This is a genomic window from Prevotella sp. oral taxon 376, assembly GCF_003043945.1.
Classification (GTDB): domain Bacteria; phylum Bacteroidota; class Bacteroidia; order Bacteroidales; family Bacteroidaceae; genus Prevotella.
In genome coordinates, this window is sequence record NZ_PYXG01000002.1 from 583234 (window position 1) to 598762 (window position 15529).

Annotated in this window: 18 protein-coding genes; 4 read left to right on the forward strand and 14 right to left on the reverse strand. The window is 47.2% G+C overall.

Annotated elements, in window-relative coordinates:
* The first annotated feature begins 14 nt into the window (after window positions 1-14).
* A complete protein-coding gene (locus C7120_RS12035; protein WP_004368361.1) occupies window positions 15-545 on the forward strand; it encodes an HXXEE domain-containing protein in 531 nt (176 codons plus the stop codon).
* Between the two features lie 85 nt (window positions 546-630).
* On the opposite strand, the gene C7120_RS12040 is transcribed toward C7120_RS12035, so the two are convergent.
* The 9 genes from C7120_RS12040 to C7120_RS12080 all read right to left on the reverse strand — a co-directional run bounded on the left by C7120_RS12040 (window position 631) and on the right by C7120_RS12080 (window position 9634).
* Window positions 631-1800: a site-specific integrase gene (locus C7120_RS12040; RefSeq protein WP_004368362.1), complete on the reverse strand. Its 1170-nt coding sequence runs from the start codon at window positions 1798-1800 to the stop codon at window positions 631-633.
* Window positions 1801-1805: 5 nt separating this feature from the next.
* Window positions 1806-3035 (reverse strand): site-specific integrase, encoded by a 1230-nt coding sequence (locus tag C7120_RS12045; RefSeq protein ID WP_004368363.1) that lies wholly within the window; start codon window positions 3033-3035, stop codon window positions 1806-1808.
* Between the two features lie 278 nt (window positions 3036-3313).
* A complete protein-coding gene (locus C7120_RS12050) occupies window positions 3314-3727 on the reverse strand; it encodes a DUF262 domain-containing protein (RefSeq protein WP_369916882.1) in 414 nt (137 codons plus the stop codon).
* A gap of 5 nt (window positions 3728-3732) precedes the next feature.
* Window positions 3733-5241 carry a DUF262 domain-containing protein gene (locus C7120_RS12055; protein WP_107621886.1) on the reverse strand — a complete coding sequence of 503 codons (1509 nt, stop codon included), beginning with the start codon at window positions 5239-5241 and terminating at the stop codon, window positions 3733-3735.
* 78 nt (window positions 5242-5319) lie between these two features.
* Window positions 5320-6600 carry a YhcG family protein gene (locus tag C7120_RS12060; RefSeq protein ID WP_107621887.1) on the reverse strand — a complete coding sequence of 427 codons (1281 nt, stop codon included), beginning with the start codon at window positions 6598-6600 and terminating at the stop codon, window positions 5320-5322.
* Between the two features lie 12 nt (window positions 6601-6612).
* Window positions 6613-7905, reverse strand: a complete 1293-nt coding sequence (locus tag C7120_RS12065) for a site-specific integrase (protein ID WP_107621888.1) — start codon at window positions 7903-7905, stop codon at window positions 6613-6615.
* Between the two features lie 189 nt (window positions 7906-8094).
* Window positions 8095-8436, reverse strand: a complete 342-nt coding sequence (locus C7120_RS12070; protein ID WP_107621889.1) for a DUF5056 domain-containing protein — start codon at window positions 8434-8436, stop codon at window positions 8095-8097.
* Window positions 8423-8965 carry an RNA polymerase sigma factor gene (locus C7120_RS12075; protein ID WP_107621890.1) on the reverse strand — a complete coding sequence of 181 codons (543 nt, stop codon included), beginning with the start codon at window positions 8963-8965 and terminating at the stop codon, window positions 8423-8425. Before C7120_RS12075 ends, C7120_RS12070 begins: the two co-directional genes overlap by 14 nt.
* 9 nt (window positions 8966-8974) lie before the next feature.
* A complete protein-coding gene (locus C7120_RS12080) occupies window positions 8975-9634 on the reverse strand; it encodes a DUF6249 domain-containing protein (RefSeq protein ID WP_146154267.1) in 660 nt (219 codons plus the stop codon).
* Window positions 9635-9742: 108 nt separating this feature from the next.
* On the opposite strand from C7120_RS12080, the gene C7120_RS12085 reads away from it, so the two are divergent.
* From C7120_RS12085 to C7120_RS12095, 3 genes are read left to right on the forward strand one after another with little or no spacing between them, the layout of a single operon-like run.
* Window positions 9743-11023: a hypothetical protein gene (locus tag C7120_RS12085; protein ID WP_107621892.1), complete on the forward strand. Its 1281-nt coding sequence runs from the start codon at window positions 9743-9745 to the stop codon at window positions 11021-11023.
* On the forward strand, window positions 11020-11814 hold the full coding sequence (locus tag C7120_RS12090; RefSeq protein WP_107621893.1) for a thymidylate synthase: 795 nt from the start codon (window positions 11020-11022) through the stop codon (window positions 11812-11814). Before C7120_RS12085 ends, C7120_RS12090 begins: the two co-directional genes overlap by 4 nt.
* Window positions 11815-11825: 11 nt before the next feature.
* Window positions 11826-12308 carry a dihydrofolate reductase gene (locus C7120_RS12095; RefSeq protein WP_107621894.1) on the forward strand — a complete coding sequence of 161 codons (483 nt, stop codon included), beginning with the start codon at window positions 11826-11828 and terminating at the stop codon, window positions 12306-12308.
* Between the two features lie 192 nt (window positions 12309-12500).
* On the opposite strand, the gene C7120_RS12100 is transcribed toward C7120_RS12095, so the two are convergent.
* The 5 genes from C7120_RS12100 to C7120_RS12120 form a co-directional block, all read right to left on the reverse strand.
* Entirely contained in the window at window positions 12501-12995 is a 495-nt protein-coding gene (locus C7120_RS12100; RefSeq protein ID WP_107621895.1) for an Lrp/AsnC family transcriptional regulator, read from the reverse strand.
* Window positions 12996-13120: 125 nt separating this feature from the next.
* Window positions 13121-13576, reverse strand: coding sequence for a biopolymer transporter ExbD (locus C7120_RS12105; RefSeq protein ID WP_107621896.1), 456 nt, complete (start codon window positions 13574-13576; stop codon window positions 13121-13123).
* Window positions 13573-14103, reverse strand: a complete 531-nt coding sequence (locus C7120_RS12110) for a biopolymer transporter ExbD (protein ID WP_107621897.1) — start codon at window positions 14101-14103, stop codon at window positions 13573-13575. The genes C7120_RS12105 and C7120_RS12110 overlap by 4 nt, the downstream gene beginning before the upstream one ends.
* On the reverse strand, window positions 14100-14603 hold the full coding sequence (locus C7120_RS12115) for a hypothetical protein (RefSeq protein WP_233247103.1): 504 nt from the start codon (window positions 14601-14603) through the stop codon (window positions 14100-14102). The genes C7120_RS12110 and C7120_RS12115 overlap by 4 nt, the downstream gene beginning before the upstream one ends.
* Window positions 14604-14605: 2 nt before the next feature.
* Complete coding sequence (locus C7120_RS12120) at window positions 14606-15448, reverse strand: MotA/TolQ/ExbB proton channel family protein (RefSeq protein ID WP_369916883.1); 843 nt, start codon at window positions 15446-15448, stop codon at window positions 14606-14608.
* Window positions 15449-15529: the final 81 nt, after the last annotated feature.

Genomic DNA, 15529 nt, shown 5'->3' on the forward strand with positions numbered 1-15529 from the left:
ATAATGGATGAGTTATGACGAAATTAGAATTGATAATGATACTTCTCCCAATTGTATTCATGATTCACGAATACGAGGAGATTATTATGTTCAAGTATTGGCTTGGCAATAATAGAAATGAATTAAAAAGGCGTTTCCCAAAATTCGAGCAGTTTCTTACACATAGAGGACATTTTGACTATTCTACAGCCACGTTTGCCGTTGGCACTGCTCACGAGTTTTTACTGATTGCTGCTATTTCTTTCTGTTCTCTATGGCTGGGGGCTTATCATTGGTGGTTCGCTGCATTTGCTGGATACTCCATCCATCTCATAGTCCATCTTGTACAATGGGCTATATACCGAAAATACATACCTGTTATCATTACCACAATCTTGACATTGCCATATTGTGTCTATGCCTTTGTTGAATTTGCAAAGGCATCTATTTTATCTCCTTTGCAAATGTTATTATGGGCAGTAATCGGTTTCATTCTTACTGTGCTTAGTTTGTTCTCTGCATTCCTCTTGATGAATAGGTTTCAAAAGTGGCTGAATAAACATTGAGTAAAGGTATCAACGATAATTAAACAGAAAAAGAGTTTGCTACATTAGCCTGTGGCAAACTCTTTTCTGTTTAAGCCTACATAGTCTATTGTTGTATCAACCTGTCCATATCTGAGGAAATCTTTTGGTCAGTAATTTGAGCATAGATTTGCGTGCTGGCAATGGACGAATGCCCCATCATTTTGGCAATGCTCTCCATCGGGATACCTGCCTCCAAAGTCAGCGTACCGAAGCTATGCCTTCCGACATGCCAAGTTAGCGGAGTTCGAATGCCACACGCTAAGCCAACGGCTTTGAGGTGCGTGGATAGTTTGCCTTTGCTCATTGTATCGGGGAATATCTTGTAGTCTCCCTTGCTTTTCTCCTTGGTGTAGCGTGAAAGTATCTGCTCCGCTATCGGGTGCAGGGGTATCAGGCTCTCTACCTCTGTCTTTTGGCGTGTCTTACGAATATACCGTTTTCCCTCACTATTCGTTTCGATTTGCGAAGCTCGCAAACTCTGTAAGTCGGCAAATGCCAATCCCGAAAAGACAGAGAAAAGAAACATTCTTCGGCTTAGTTCCGCCCCTTCGTCTTGCAATGGGAATACCAAAAGTTTCTCTACATCGCCTTTGCTTAGGAAACGAGGTTTATTCTCCACCGCTTCATACTTCACTTCCTCGAAAGGATTAAAGCGTATTGTCCCTTGACTGACGGCTCGATACATCAACCGACTTAACCAGCACAAATGCCTGTTCGTTGTTGCAGGGGCATAGCCCTCCTTCTTCAAATAGAAACGGTAATCATCAAAAAACTCTATGGAAATAGCCGTTAGAGGAATATCCTCCTCGCCAAGACTTCTCACAAAGGAATTGAGCTGCTTATCAGAATTTCTATTGTTGCAACACGTTCCCTCACTCTTGCTTTCTCTCTGTTCTTTGAGTTCCTCTGCACTAAGGGCAAGAAGTGTCATTGGATTTCGTCCGATGCCTTGCAGATGGTTTTTCAAAAGCTCGGCACTCACTGCTCCATACTTGTAGAGCAAAGTATTGTAGCTTTGTTCGATTTCTTCCCGAAAGGTTTGCAGGCGTTGATTGATTTTCTTGTCCGTTGTCTCCCCTCGCTTCACGCTCCAACTATGAGGTTCTATGCTTTCGCCTGTGGTTATCACTGTGTTTGCTCCGTCAATGGTGATGCGACAAAGGATAGCCGTTGTGCCGTCTGCCTTGGTCTTGTTCTTATTGATATAGAATAAAATTTTGAAAGTACTACGCATAAGTCTTACAAGATTAAGGTTAGGTTTTCAGTGAAAGAAAGAAATCGCTCGAACTCATCAAAGAGTTTCTTTGGAGTAACGTGGGCGTACCGTTCGGTCGTTTGAATGTTTCTATGCCCCAACATTCGGCTCACCGTTTCGATGGGAACACCTCGCTCCAATGTTATCAGCGTGGCAAAGGTGTGCCTTCCAACGTGTGCCGAGAGGGGAATAGATATACCTGCTCGAAGTTGCAGGGCTTTAAGCTGAACAAGGTAAACCGAATAAGGAATGGGAGCAAAGAGCGTGGTTCGTTCGTCAGATTGATACTGCGCTATCAAATGCACCGCTTCAGGCAAGAGCTTCACACGGCAAAGGTTCTCGGTCTTTTGTCTGCGGAACTTCAGCCATAGTCCCCCCTCATCGTCCGTAAAGAGGTGTTCTCGATTAAGCGCGACCATATCACAGTAGGCTACACCCGTAAAGCAAGAAAAGAGAAAGAGATTACGAGCGGTCTCCAACTCCACTTCATAAGGCTCAAAAGTCAAGGCTTGCAATTTATCTAATGAAGCTCTGTCCAAAGCACGAGGTTGTTTATTCTCACCTCGTTCTATCTCTACGTGGGCGAATAGTTGTCGCTCTGTCAAGCCCTCACGATATGCCAATCGGCAGACTTTCTTCACCGTCAAAGCCATCTTACGATAATAACCTTGCGAATGTCCCAGCTTTCCAACAGAGTAATGTTGCAAGCACTCCAAGAAATCTTCTTCAAGTTGACCAAAAAGAATATCTGTCGTGTGGTACTTCTCGCTGATAAAGGCTTGCAGGTGCTTACGAGTAGTGTAGTAACTCTTCAAAGTAGTTGCCTTTATTTCGATGCCTACCTTTTGTGCCATATCTTCAACCATTCGGTTGTATCGTTCCAAAATGGTGATTTGAGTTTGCATACTTCCTTGGAACAGCTCTTTGATATCAGTTGCCGTAAAGACTTTTCCTCGCTCGCAAAGGACTCGATAAGCTGACTGTACCGAGAGAAGCAAGCGTTCCAACTTGCCATTCGTTGCCACTGCTTCACGACTCTTGCCATTCAATCTGCTCTCACGAGCGTTCCACAACTTGGGATCGCACGAGAGCTTACAACTAAATTGGGCTATAGTTCGCTCGTAGGTTATCCGCCCCATGATCGGAGCTTGCCCCGACTTGTCCAATCCGCTCTTTTTCAGGTAGAGCAAAACCTTGAATTTGTCTGTTTGCATACGCTTCTGTTTTTATGGGCAAAGTTACCCGTTATCGAAGCGTTTTCAGCTACGCAAAACATTGTGATACAAAGCATAAGCACCGAAATAAAGGAACGGTGAGTTGCCGAATACTCTTCTGTCAGTTACCTTCTCTTACCTCTTCGTTACCATTAGAGAAATGGACTAACGATTTGGTAACGGAACTTCTGCATAAATCCACATCTTCTGCACTTTATCCCTTAATGTAAACCACCGAGATATGGCGCAAATCACCCTCATTTCCATTTACTTACCTCTCATCCTCTCTCTAATGCCCTTTCCGCTGATAGTTCCATATCGTTTTCATCACCAAACGCAGGCATTTTTTTTATTGTCGCTGCCGAAATTTTTCTTGCAGAATAAGTAAGAGTATTTGGAATATCCTTTATACCCAATGCCTTTAGGATAATGTAGATTGTTGTCAATCGCTGTTGTCCGTCAATAACTTCATAAATATTATCATCTCGCTTGTATGTGACAAGAGTACCTATATAATAAACAGGCTTTTCCAACGAATCATATACATCCTTTATCAAGGCGTATATTTCTTCACGTCCCCAGGCATAATTACGCTGATAGATAGGTATCTTGTATAATATAGAAGCCCCTCTTTTTGAGAAATAGATGTCATGAATAGAGCACTCTTCAAGAATATTATTCAAATCTTTCATTGTCTTCAATTTTTATAGAAACCATTTGTTTGGAAGAAATACAGATAGTTTTCATACACACCATCTTTCTCGTCCTTTAGATTCTTCAATGTTTCACCATCGCCATTATACTCGTAGCATTCCTGCGCCCAACCATCTTTAATGTCATCATTTGAAAGCGGGTTAAGCTTGTCTGCCAAAGCACTCAGTAATGAAGTCGGTGTATCTTGCTTAGCAATCAGTTTATACATATTAAATGTATTGATCTTTTCACTCCACCCCATAATGTAGTTTTGTGCAGAAAGCCAACCAAGATTAGTATATTGTGCTCTCAAGGAATAAGCCCAAATGAATGCGTATATGACAAATTGTTCAAACAAGTCTATATCTTCTTTTGTCGGATATATCTCTGGGCAGAATCTGTCAACGTAAAGCAGAATAGAGGTGTCAAACATCAGACGTGTTATACCATTACCTATTCCTTTTTTGAAGTGCCGGTCTAATGTTTTAACTATTATATTGTCATTGATATAGAATCCCTCATACTTATTGTTATTCTGAATATCTTTTAGTATATTATAATAGTGCTTTGTATATTCAAAAAACGGCTTACCGGCAATTATCGGTGTGTCTAATTGGAACGCATTTACATTCCGAGTACCTGAGACAAAAGGCATTGCAGAAGAATTGACCATATCTGCATAGCAATAGGCACTCTTGTAGAATTGGGCATAAGGCGTTCTTGCTGAACGAGTAACACCTTTGAACATATGGATGTTATGCTCATTCAAGATATTAGCTTTGTTGCCTGCTACCCATTCTTTGATACGATATAGGTAATTACCAAAGAAATCAGCTAAATCTCTTTGTGAAACCTGTTCCCAATCCTTTACTATTCTTTCTGTTTCATCCTCGCTGATGTTATTCATCTCGCGTAGATGGTATGCTTTCAACAAATCATGAGGATAAAGAGCTTTACCCCGTGCATTTTGAGAGTCAAAAAACTGAAAAGCTTCAGATACATCGGTAGTTATCACAACAATCAACTCACACCTGTTCTCAATATAATCCTTAAGATGCTCCATCTCCCGTTGATGTTCAACTGCCGAATCATTGTCTTCCGACTTTAATCCAACCCTACGGAAAAGTGCATTATAGTTGTTGGCGATATTATGGTCATTGTATATATTGTCATATATCTTTTGTTTCAAAAACTCGATACTATTTTCTCCTAATGCCGTCAGAAGAAGAGAGAAAGTAATGATGCGTTGCTGTCCATCAACAATATCATATTGTCCCTTTTCCTTTGTTTTGTGAAGGATAAGCGTACCAACCCTGTATCTTTCCTTATTACTATTCTTGGCATCGATAATATCATCAAGCAATTGTATGGCATTCCGAGCTGTCCATTTGTATGGACGCTGATAAAGAGGCACACATAGTTCTACATTCTTGATGGGTTCCTCGCAATTCGTTATGGCTTTGCGAAGTAGCAAATCGCCTATAGTAGTTATTGATAATGTTAAACTATTCATCTGAGTATTTGTTATATGTGTTTACACATCGTAATCCGAGTCATAGAAAGAGACTTTTATAACAATTGAAATATCATTTTATATGTTTTTATCTACAATCTTACTCAATTCCTCTTCAACTTCCTCTACCGTAGGCAGAGCCGATTTCAGATTCTCGGGAATAGCTTTTGAGAGTTGGTAATCACTCACACCTATTGGCTGGTCGTAACCCGAGAGTGCATATTGTGCCACAACTTTATCGCCACCATTGCAGAGGAGCAAGCCGATGGTTTTGTTGTCGTGCTCTCCACGAAGGGTATCGTCCACTACATTGATGTAGAAGTTGAGTTGTCCCATATATTCGGGCTTGAATGGTGTCGCTTTAAGTTCGATAACCACGTATGCGTGCAACTGGATGTTGTAGAGAATAAGGTCGGCATAGAAATCAGAATCGCCCACTTCAAAATGCTTCTGCTGCGCTACAAACGCAAAGCCACTGCCCATCTCCAAAAGATATTTAGTGATATGAGAAACCAATTGCCGTTCAACGTCTCGTTCTGCCATTTTATCTGTTTGTCCCATCATATCAAAGATGTAAGGGTCTTTCATCAGATAGTTAGCAAGGTCGCTTTGCGGTTTGGGTAATCGTGCCGAGAAGTTACTCACTTTCTTTGCGGTAATCTGCCGAGCAAAAAGGTTGGTTTCAATCTGCATTTGCAGAACATTACTGCTCCAACCATTGGCAACTGCCTGTGTAATATACCAAAAGCGTTCACCTAAAGGCAACTTGCTGTTAAGCAGAATTACATGGCTTGCCCAGTTGGTGCGAACAATGGCAGATTGCTTGAAGATATCCTCTATCTTACTAATGTCGCTGTGATAGATAGCCGACAGCATTTCAGAAATCTCTCCTAATTGCGCAACAGGCTGTTGCGTAATTATATTTCCTTGAATATCTGTGGCTTGTATTTGCGCAAGAGGCTCTTGCGTAAATTGATTTAGTTTGCTCGTTAGTTGTAATACATTATCAACCGAAGGGCTATTAAGCAACTCTTCAACCTTACCCATTTCCGTTAGAACCTCCATAGGATAAGCCTTTGCAAACTGGCACATATAGATAAGATTACGAGTGGAATACCCTTTCTTGTCAGGATATTGTGAGCGTATAGCCTTGGATAGATTGTCAATGACTTTGCTTCCCCAACCTTCTTTCTTTTGGAGGTAGAGAATAAAATGCCCCACTTTCCAATAATGGAAGAGCATATCAGCATTAGCCGAAGCAATCACGCGCACTTGAGTCTGCTCTAAATCAGAGCCAATAGCACGCACAACGAGAGATAAATCTTGCTTATCGGCTTTCTGTATTTTATCTTTGCTCATATTGTCTTGGAGTTATAATTGATTGAATTTACTCATGGCATTTGCCTTGATGTCGTCCGCAATATCAATGTAGGGCTTCATCGCCTTGTAATCACTGTGTCCTGTCCACTTCATCACAACTTGGGGAGGAATACCCAATGCAAGCGCATTGCAGATAAAGGTGCGGCGACCTGCATGTGTGCCAAGCAGGGCATATTTAGGTGTAACTTCGTCAATACGCTCATTACCTTTGTAATACGTTTGGCGAATAGGCTCGTCAATTCCAGCCATTTCTGCCAATTCTTTGAGGTAGTCATTCATTTTCTGATTGGTAATAACAGGCAGCACCTTGTCATCTTCAAATGCCACATCTTTGTATTTATCAAGGATTGCTTTACTGTGATTGTTCAGTTCTATAATCAAACTATCGGAAGTCTTGACCGTTGTAACTTCAATATGGTCGCCTTTAATATCGCTTCTGCGGAGATTGAACACATCCGAATAGCGCAAGCCTGTGAAGCATTGGAAGAGGAATACATCACGCACACGTTCGAGAGCCTGCTTGTTGAAAGGGATTTTGAACTCTCGGAGACGGTTGAGTTCGTCCCAAGTGAGAAAGATGATTTTCTTTTGGGTACTCTTGAGTTTAGGCTTATAACTATCGTAGGCGTTGTTTTGATGCACACCTTTCTTGAAAGCCCAGCGCAAAAACCATTTCAAGAAACTCAGTTGCTTGCCAATGGTTGTATTGCGCATCTCCTTTACATCACGCAGATAACTAATGTAATCATTCAAACCTCGCTCGTCGAAGAACTCAAAGGTAAGTCCTTCATGAAAGTTGGTCAAATGATTTTTCACGGCTGCAAATTTCTCAAACGTGGAGTCCGTCCAATTGTTCTGACGTCCACAATCCTCGACAAAATCATCAAACACCTGAAAGAAATCACAAGGCAACGCTTCTTTCTTTGGCTTAGGTTCTTCGCTCACAGGTTTGTGCAAAGCATTGAAGGTCTCCTTAATCTGTTCAGGTGTCGGCATGACGTCCTCCACTTCAAATCTCTTAAAGATTGACTGTATTTCCATGTAATACTCCAAGAGCGAAGCATTGATTTCAGAAGCCGATTGTTTCAGTTTGTTGCTACAACCATTCTTCACACGCTGCTTATCTGCATCCCACTTGGCTGAATCAATGCGATAGCCAGTGGTGAACTCAATCCGCTTGGATGCAAAATTAACGCGCATACGAATAGGCACGTTCTCTGTGATAAGAACTCCGTCCTTCTTCCTGCTCTCCAACGTGAAGATGATGTTCCGTTTGATATTCATACCTTCGGGTGTATTGATTTATGCACCCAAAGTTACACCCTAAAAATGATATAACCAAAGATTTTCCGTGAAATCTCATTTTATTAACACTTTACGTAAACGACTATATAACAATAGATTGATGCGATTTGATAGCTTGTAATAGTTCAAGAGAAAGAGCCTCTCTCTCCGCCTGCGGCAGGCTTTTATCTACCTCTCTGCCGTTATGAGATTGTGGAGAGATACGGCCATAATCGTCAATATGGCAAGGTAAAGGGTGAGCGGGGTAAGTCCCGGCAGGTGAATAGACGAGATGAGCCCGATAAAATCGCCGAAGATATTGCCCAGAATCATGCGCAGACTGTCGAAACAATCCAGCAGAAAGAACATGGATATGCCCATAACCGTGCAGACAAGCGTCCATATCCGGCTGGCACGACGCGCCCCGTCAGGCAACTTATCCATCACTCCGCGCGAGAACCCATTGTCTTCTATCTCCACTTTATGCTCCTCGAAGAACTGAGTCACGAGCCTGTCATCATTTTCCATCATAACCGTTTTGTCTTAAATAGGTTGCCAGTTTCTGCTTTCCACGCGAGAGATGCGACTTCACCGTGCCCTCCGCCAGCCCTGTGATGGCCGCTATCCGTTCTATCGGCTGCCCCTCCATCAATTGCAGGACTATGCAAGTGCGCTCGTTTCCGCCTAAGATCGAAAGGGCTTGCTGCAAATCCATCTTCAGGTTGCTGTCGCCGGTTTCAGAGTTTTTCCTTGCCACGATAGGCGTTTCAAGGTTGCTCGTCGGCTTATTGCTACGCGTGTAATCGTAGAAAACATTATATGCAATGCGGTAGAGCCATGTCGAGAAGCTCGACGCACCGCGAAATTTCGAGAGATTCATATACGCCTTTATGAAGGTATCCTGCGCCAGGTCGTCGCTCAACTGCTCATCGCCCAGTGTCTGGGAGAGGAAGAAACGGCGCACGGGCGACTGATATTTCACAACCAGCTTGTCGAAAGCTCCGCGATTGTGGAATACCGCCGCCTGTGTAACCAGAGAGATATCTTCCAGATTCTTCACCTCGTGCGCTTAGAATTCGTTGTCCTTATTGTCTTGTTTCTTCGACGATCTGGAGATGGCCAGCTGGCCTAAGCCGTAGCAGCCTATCAGCGCACCCACCCCGGCAAGCGTGGAAGAGCCCCAGATATAGAACATGATAAACAAGCCGACACCAATGGCGATGTTTCGGATACCACGCCTGTAGAGGTAGTCGTTGCTCTGTTTGTCGACCGGTTTCATCGCTTCCGGGACTGCCTGCCCTGACTCCATGGCTTTCTCCGCCAGCGCCACACGGTCGTTATGGCGCTTGATCAGATAGCGTAACACCAGCAGGATTACGATAAACGGTAGCAACAGAAACAGGAATACTACCACGACTATGAGAATGGCAAGCGCGATGCCGCCCCCCGTGGTCAGCACTCCCTTCAATCCGGGGATGCCGAAGTCGTCGCCATCAATGTCTATATCCATGCCGTAATGCCGGCTCCGGCTTTCTTCAATGATAGAGTCCTGAGTCTCGTCAACGGGGACTGAGGTCGTATCAGAGAACGCCTCGACGCCCCCATCCTGCCTCACCGTGTCCTTATTCACCACCGTAACCGGCGCATGATGCCGGTGCTTAGGAGCCGCGTCCATCTGTGTTGCACTGAGAGTAAGCATCAGTGCGAGTGCTATCAAGGTCTGTTTCATATTCTTCGCTTTTTGTTTTTTTTCTGTCCTTTAGACGCATCTGTGGCAGATTTAGTTGCAAAGTAACTATTTTTTTTTTACTTTTGCAAGGAAAATAGTTATATGACAATGAATCTGCCAGAAGAATTCACGGCCTACACACGCAATCTGATGGGCGACGAGCGGTATCAGCGACTCATCGAGGGGCTCGCCGACGAGCCCCCGGCAAGCCTCCGCCTGAACCCCTTCAAGGCAGATCCCGACACGGTAGAAGTTACTATGGCCGACACGCCCGTGCCCTGGTGCGAAGGCGGATTCTACCTCAAGCAACGCCCCAACTTCACTTTCGACCCTCTCTTCCATGCAGGCCTCTACTATGTCCAGGAGGCCTCCTCCATGTTTCTGCATCATGTGCTGCGCCAAACCGTGGCCCGGCCCGTGGTGATGCTCGACCTCTGCGCCGCCCCGGGAGGCAAGTCCACCGTGGCCCGGGCCGCCCTTCCCGAAGGCAGCAGCCTGTTTTCCAATGAGCCGATACGGCAGCGAGCCCAGATTCTGAATGAGAACATCCTGAAGTTCGGCCATCCGGATGTCGTCGTTACCAACAACTATGCCCGCGACTACCGACGGTCAGGACTGCTTTTCGACATTATCCTGGCCGATGTGCCCTGCTCCGGAGAGGGCATGTTTCGCAAAGACGAGGGCGCAATAGCGGAGTGGAGCATGCGGAATGTTGACAGATGCCGACGCCTGCAACGGGAAATCGTGGCGGACATCTGGCCCCGGCTGAAGCCCGGAGGCATACTCATCTACTCCACCTGCACCTTCAACGCCCACGAGAATGAGGAAAACGCCGCATGGATAGCCACAGAGCTCGGGGCGGATTTCATCGAAATAGACACCCGGCCGGAATGGAACATCACGGGACCGCTTGTCGGCAACAATCCCGTCTGCCGTTTCCTGCCGGGCCACTCACGGGGAGAGGGACTCTTTCTCGCCGTCCTGAGAAAAGCCGGAGACTGCCCCCGGGAAGGCGGCAAGAACAAGCACGACCTCAAGGCGCTGAACATCCTGAGCCATGGCATCAAGCCCGATGAGACAAAAGGCAATATCCAGATTCCCGACATATCAAAGGCGCTCTCCATCAGAACTGACAAAGAGGCCTATCCCCATGTGGAAGTGTCGTGGGAAGAAGCCATAGGCTATCTGCGGCACGAGGCCGTCGCCCTGCCTGCCGGCACGCCCCGGGGAATAGTGTTGCTGACTTACCAGGGACAGCCGATAGGATTCGAGAAGAACATCGGAAACCGGGCCAACAACCTCTACCCGCAGGAATGGCGCATCAAGAGCACCCATATACCGGAAAAACCCGAAATACTCATCATGAAACAGAAACCCAACAGACAATGAAACAATACCTGAACCTCCTAAACCGCATCCTCACGGAGGGTGCCGTAAAGACCGACCGCACCGGCACCGGCACCCAGAGCATCTTCGGACACCAGATGAGATTCAACCTCGAAGACGGATTCCCGCTGCTCACTACCAAGAAACTGCACCTGAAATCCATCATATACGAGCTGCTATGGTTCCTCCAGGGCGACACCAACATCAGGTTCCTGAAAGAGCACGGCGTATCGATCTGGGACGAGTGGGCCGATGAGAACGGCGACTTAGGCCCTGTCTACGGCAAGCAATGGAGGGCATGGGAGGGAGCCGACGGTAGTGTTACCGACCAGATCAGCCAGTGCGTAGACCTCATCAGGCATCATCCCGAGAGCCGGCGCATCATCGTAAACGCATGGAATGTGGCCGACCTGCCCCAAATGGCCTTGTCGCCCTGCCACTGCCTGTTCCAGTTCTATGTAGCCGAAGGCAAGCTCAGCCTGCAACTTTACCAGCGCTCGGCCGACACTTTCCTCGGCGTGCCCTTCAACATTGCCAGCTATGCGCTGCTGCTGATGATGATGGCGCAGGTAACGGGGCTCAAGCCCGGCGAGTTTATCCATACCACCGGCGACACCCATCTCTATCTGAACCATCTGGAGCAGGCCAGGCTCCAGCTCACCCGAGAGCCCCGGCAGCTGCCCAAAATGCGGATAAACCCCGATGTAAAAAGCATATTCGACTTCAAATACGAGGATTTCGAACTTACCGACTATCATCCATGGCCACACATCGCAGCCAAGGTGTCGGTGTAAAAACAATACCCATGAGGATCAACATTATCGCCGCCGTAGCACGGAACCACGCCATCGGCTATCAGAACAAACTGCTCTACTGGCTGCCCAACGACCTGAAACGCTTCAAGAGCCTTACCTCCGGACACACCATTATCATGGGGCGGAAGACCTTTGAGAGCCTCCCCAAGGGCGCCCTGCCTAACCGCCGCAATGTGGTCTTGAGCCGAAACGGGCAAGAGTTTGCGGGCTGCGACTGCTACAGATCGCTCGACGAGGCGCTGCGCCATTGCCGACCCGACGAGGATATATATATAATAGGTGGGGCAAGCGTCTACAGACAAGCGCTCGACAAGGCCGACCGGCTCTGCCTGACAGAGGTGGATGACACCCCGGAAAACGCCGATGCCTTCTTCCCGGAGTATGAAGGATGGAAAGAAGTGGCGCGCGAGGAGCATCCCGCCGACGACCGCCATGCCCACGCCTACGCCTTCGTGGATTATGTGAAAGCATAGAGCCGGCTGACTATCTCGGCGAGATTGTGCGACGAAATCGGCGAAATCGTGGGACAAAATCGGCGATTTCGTCAACCTCCTGCCGGTTTATAGCCCTGCGGGAGGCTGACAACGGACAAGCAAGGATTGGATACGAACTCCCAAAAGCATGATGCCCTTGGGAGATATTTATTCATTTCAAGGATTAAGACACTATTCTTCCGTGTATTCTTCCTCTTCCCGTTCCGCCTCGGGAATCGGCAGCTGACGGTCGATAACGGCGTTGAAGGAGACGATGGTCTCACTGCGCGAAAGGCCCAGAGGCTGCAGGCGGTCGTGGATGGTGTTCAACAGATGATGGTTGTTGCGGGCATATATCTTGATAAACATATCGAAGCCGCCCGTCGTATAATGGCATTCCGTAACTTCAGGAATATCGCGCAGCTTCTCGACTACATCGTCAAACGACTCCGGATCCTTAAGATAAAGACCAATGTACGCGCAGGTCTCATAACCTATCGCTTCCGGATTGATAATGAACTGGGAGCCTTTCAATACGCCCATCGCCCTCAGCTTGGCAATGCGCTGATGGATTGCCGCGCCGCTTACATTGCATACACGGGCTACTTCAAGGAACGGAACACGGGCATCTTCTGCCACCATTTCAAGTATTTTCCTGTCTAAAGAATCTAATTTATGACTTGCCATATGATTACTATTTTACTTGCAAAGTTAATGCTTATAATTTACAATTGCAACTTTTCATAGTTTTTTCGTACAAAATTACCGCTTTCTTTGAAAAAACAAGTCGCCATCCATGAAAGACAAGGTCTTCAATGGGCTACTTTCTCCTCATCGGCAGAGTAACTGATCTTCAAGGCGCCGGCACGGCGAAGAGCCAGTTTCACCTCCGTGATAATGCCCATCTTCGTGGCCCGGTCGGCCTTCAGCGACACCGTCATCTGCTCTCTTTCCTCGGGCGAGAGATGGGAGACCACGAGTCTCATGTATCGCTCAATCTCGTCCACCCGCACATATTTGTCGTTCATCTGGATGACCGTGCCACTGGCGGCTCCCTGTGGAGTGCCTATATAAATGTGTGTAGCCACCGATTTCTTAACCAGCCGGGTAAGCTCCGTACCCTGAGGCTGGCGAAACCGCACCCTCACGGTCTCGGTGCGCATGTGGGTTACGATCATAAAGAAAAACAGCACCGTGAAGATAAGGTCGGGCAAGGAGGCCGTATTCAAAGAGGGCACTTGACGATCGACGCGTCGGAACATGCTCATTCAAAACCTCCTTTCCCCATGCCGTTATAGGCTTCGGCCACGCGTTGCGGCCAGTCGGTCTTGATGATGTCTCGCTTCGCGGGACTTAACTCGGCATATGGGCGGCCATATTTTCTTCGTGAAGCCTTGTCCCTGACCTCCCGATAGGCCTTGATGAGCAGGTTCTGCAAATGGAAATAGGCATCATAGGAAGCCTTGGGCGAGGTGTCAATGGAAATGAGGTGCCGCTTTCCCAGCCGGCCGACGAAGCTCTCCACGCGCCGGATCGCCTCAGCTGACGAGACGGGCTTTCCGTCTAACAAGAGCGAATCGGCGTTGGTGATACGGAAACTGAGCAATGTGCCTTTCTCTACATCTGTCTCCACCTGCTCCTCTTGGTTGTCGGCTGGCGGAAGTTGGCGTACGATTCCCTTCTCCACATCCATCGATGTGGTAACAAGGAAGAATATCAGCAACATGAACGAGATGTCTGCCGTAGAAGTGGTATTCAACCCGGGGACCTCATGCTTGCGCCTGCGGAAATTCATCGGCGCTCCTTTCTGTAATAGCGCGTGGCACCATACAGCACGGAAACGACGGCTATCACGATGAGGATCAAGGAGGTATTGATGAACATATCGGCCATTTTCAGCCACAAGGTGTCTGTGAAATTATTCCCGTTAATTAATAATCCCCCTGTAGGACCTGACAAAAAAGTCAAAGCAAGCAGGACAATCGTAACGCTGATGATGGCTATGGATATCTTGCGCACGGGTATGCCGTTGCTGACAGCCTCGCCCTTACCGGTCTTGCGAACGGTCTTCGTTATGGAGACCACCGCCACACTGACGGCGGTCAGCAGCAAAACTGCCATCAGGAAAATAACACCGTCGGTAAAAATCGGAGCATTGAACGACGGTTCGGGCAAGTAAGGCATATAGAATCCCACAAGATAGAACAAAGCAAAGACCACGACCACGAGCCCTGTCAGGACATAGAGCACGCGAGAGGAAATCTTTTCCGTCGAGCAATCGTGTAATCTACCCATTTTCATTTCCCAAGTTTTTTCTGCTGAATGGCGTCAAGCAGTGATATGGCCGACTCCTCCATCTGTGCCGTGAGATGGTCGATCTTTGAGAGGATATAGTTGTAGAACACCTGTAAAATGAGAGCTACGATGATACCGAAAATCGTTGTTATCAGCGCTACTTTCATTCCCGAGGCCACGATGGTGGGGCTAATATCCTCTGCCGTCTGAATCTGGTCGAAGGCCATCACCATGCCTATGACGGTTCCGAGAAAGCCAAGGGACGGCGCAACGGCGATGAAAAGTGTAATCCACGAGCATCCTTTCTCCAGGTTGGCAGACTGGACGGAGCCATAGGAGACTATGCTGCGCTCGATGGTCTCTATCGACTCGTCAATCCGGAGCAGCCCCTGATAACAAATGCTCGCCACCGGACCTCTCGTTTCCCGACACTGGCTCTTCGCCCCCTCAATGTCATCGGCGACAATCTTGTCCTCCAAATCAGCCACAAACTTCTTGGCATTGATTTCCGAAAGGCTGAGATAAATGATGCGCTCGATACAGAAAGCCAGGCCCAGAACCAAGGCCAAGGCCACCAGCGACATGAAGCCGGCATTGCCCTCAATAAACTTTTTTTTCAAGGCTTGATGAAAGCCTGCCGTTCCGGCACCAATCATAGCCGTGTCAACATCCTCCGCGGCAACAGCTTCCAGTTGTTGCGAAAGTGTGGAATCAATCCCCATTGCCTGAACAACCCTGTCTGCGCCGGCCGCGGAATCTCCCTGTGCCTGTACCCGAAAGGCAAACAAAAGCACGGCGGCAATGAGGACTGGCTTGAAAGACAGCATATTTATTAGTTTCTTCATATCCTATTATTATATTCTTTCCCTGGCAGAGGCTTCCCTGTAAGACATTCCACCTCGCCCGAGAGTGCAAAAATAAACTAT

What these genes read in the sequence shown, in the direction of transcription:
- C7120_RS12045 (WP_004368363.1), bottom strand. Translation starts at nt 3,035, where the DNA reads ATGCAAACAGACAAATTCAAGGTTTTGCTCTACCTGAAAAAGAGCGGA.
- C7120_RS12100 (WP_107621895.1), bottom strand. Translation starts at nt 12,995, where the DNA reads ATGGCAAGTCATAAATTAGATTCTTTAGACAGGAAAATACTTGAAATG.
- C7120_RS12090 (WP_107621893.1), top strand. Translation starts at nt 11,020, where the DNA reads ATGAAACAATACCTGAACCTCCTAAACCGCATCCTCACGGAGGGTGCC.
- C7120_RS12035 (WP_004368361.1), top strand. Translation starts at nt 15, where the DNA reads ATGACGAAATTAGAATTGATAATGATACTTCTCCCAATTGTATTCATG.
- C7120_RS12095 (WP_107621894.1), top strand. Translation starts at nt 11,826, where the DNA reads ATGAGGATCAACATTATCGCCGCCGTAGCACGGAACCACGCCATCGGC.
- C7120_RS12080 (WP_146154267.1), bottom strand. Translation starts at nt 9,634, where the DNA reads ATGAAACAGACCTTGATAGCACTCGCACTGATGCTTACTCTCAGTGCA.
- C7120_RS12110 (WP_107621897.1), bottom strand. Translation starts at nt 14,103, where the DNA reads ATGAATTTCCGCAGGCGCAAGCATGAGGTCCCCGGGTTGAATACCACT.
- C7120_RS12105 (WP_107621896.1), bottom strand. Translation starts at nt 13,576, where the DNA reads ATGAGCATGTTCCGACGCGTCGATCGTCAAGTGCCCTCTTTGAATACG.
- C7120_RS12120 (WP_369916883.1), bottom strand. Translation starts at nt 15,448, where the DNA reads ATGAAGAAACTAATAAATATGCTGTCTTTCAAGCCAGTCCTCATTGCC.
- C7120_RS12055 (WP_107621886.1), bottom strand. Translation starts at nt 5,241, where the DNA reads ATGAATAGTTTAACATTATCAATAACTACTATAGGCGATTTGCTACTT.
- C7120_RS12065 (WP_107621888.1), bottom strand. Translation starts at nt 7,905, where the DNA reads ATGAATATCAAACGGAACATCATCTTCACGTTGGAGAGCAGGAAGAAG.
- C7120_RS12085 (WP_107621892.1), top strand. Translation starts at nt 9,743, where the DNA reads ATGAATCTGCCAGAAGAATTCACGGCCTACACACGCAATCTGATGGGC.
- C7120_RS12060 (WP_107621887.1), bottom strand. Translation starts at nt 6,600, where the DNA reads ATGAGCAAAGATAAAATACAGAAAGCCGATAAGCAAGATTTATCTCTC.
- C7120_RS12040 (WP_004368362.1), bottom strand. Translation starts at nt 1,800, where the DNA reads ATGCGTAGTACTTTCAAAATTTTATTCTATATCAATAAGAACAAGACC.
- C7120_RS12050 (WP_369916882.1), bottom strand. Translation starts at nt 3,727, where the DNA reads ATGAAAGATTTGAATAATATTCTTGAAGAGTGCTCTATTCATGACATC.
- C7120_RS12115 (WP_233247103.1), bottom strand. Translation starts at nt 14,603, where the DNA reads ATGGGTAGATTACACGATTGCTCGACGGAAAAGATTTCCTCTCGCGTG.
- C7120_RS12070 (WP_107621889.1), bottom strand. Translation starts at nt 8,436, where the DNA reads ATGATGGAAAATGATGACAGGCTCGTGACTCAGTTCTTCGAGGAGCAT.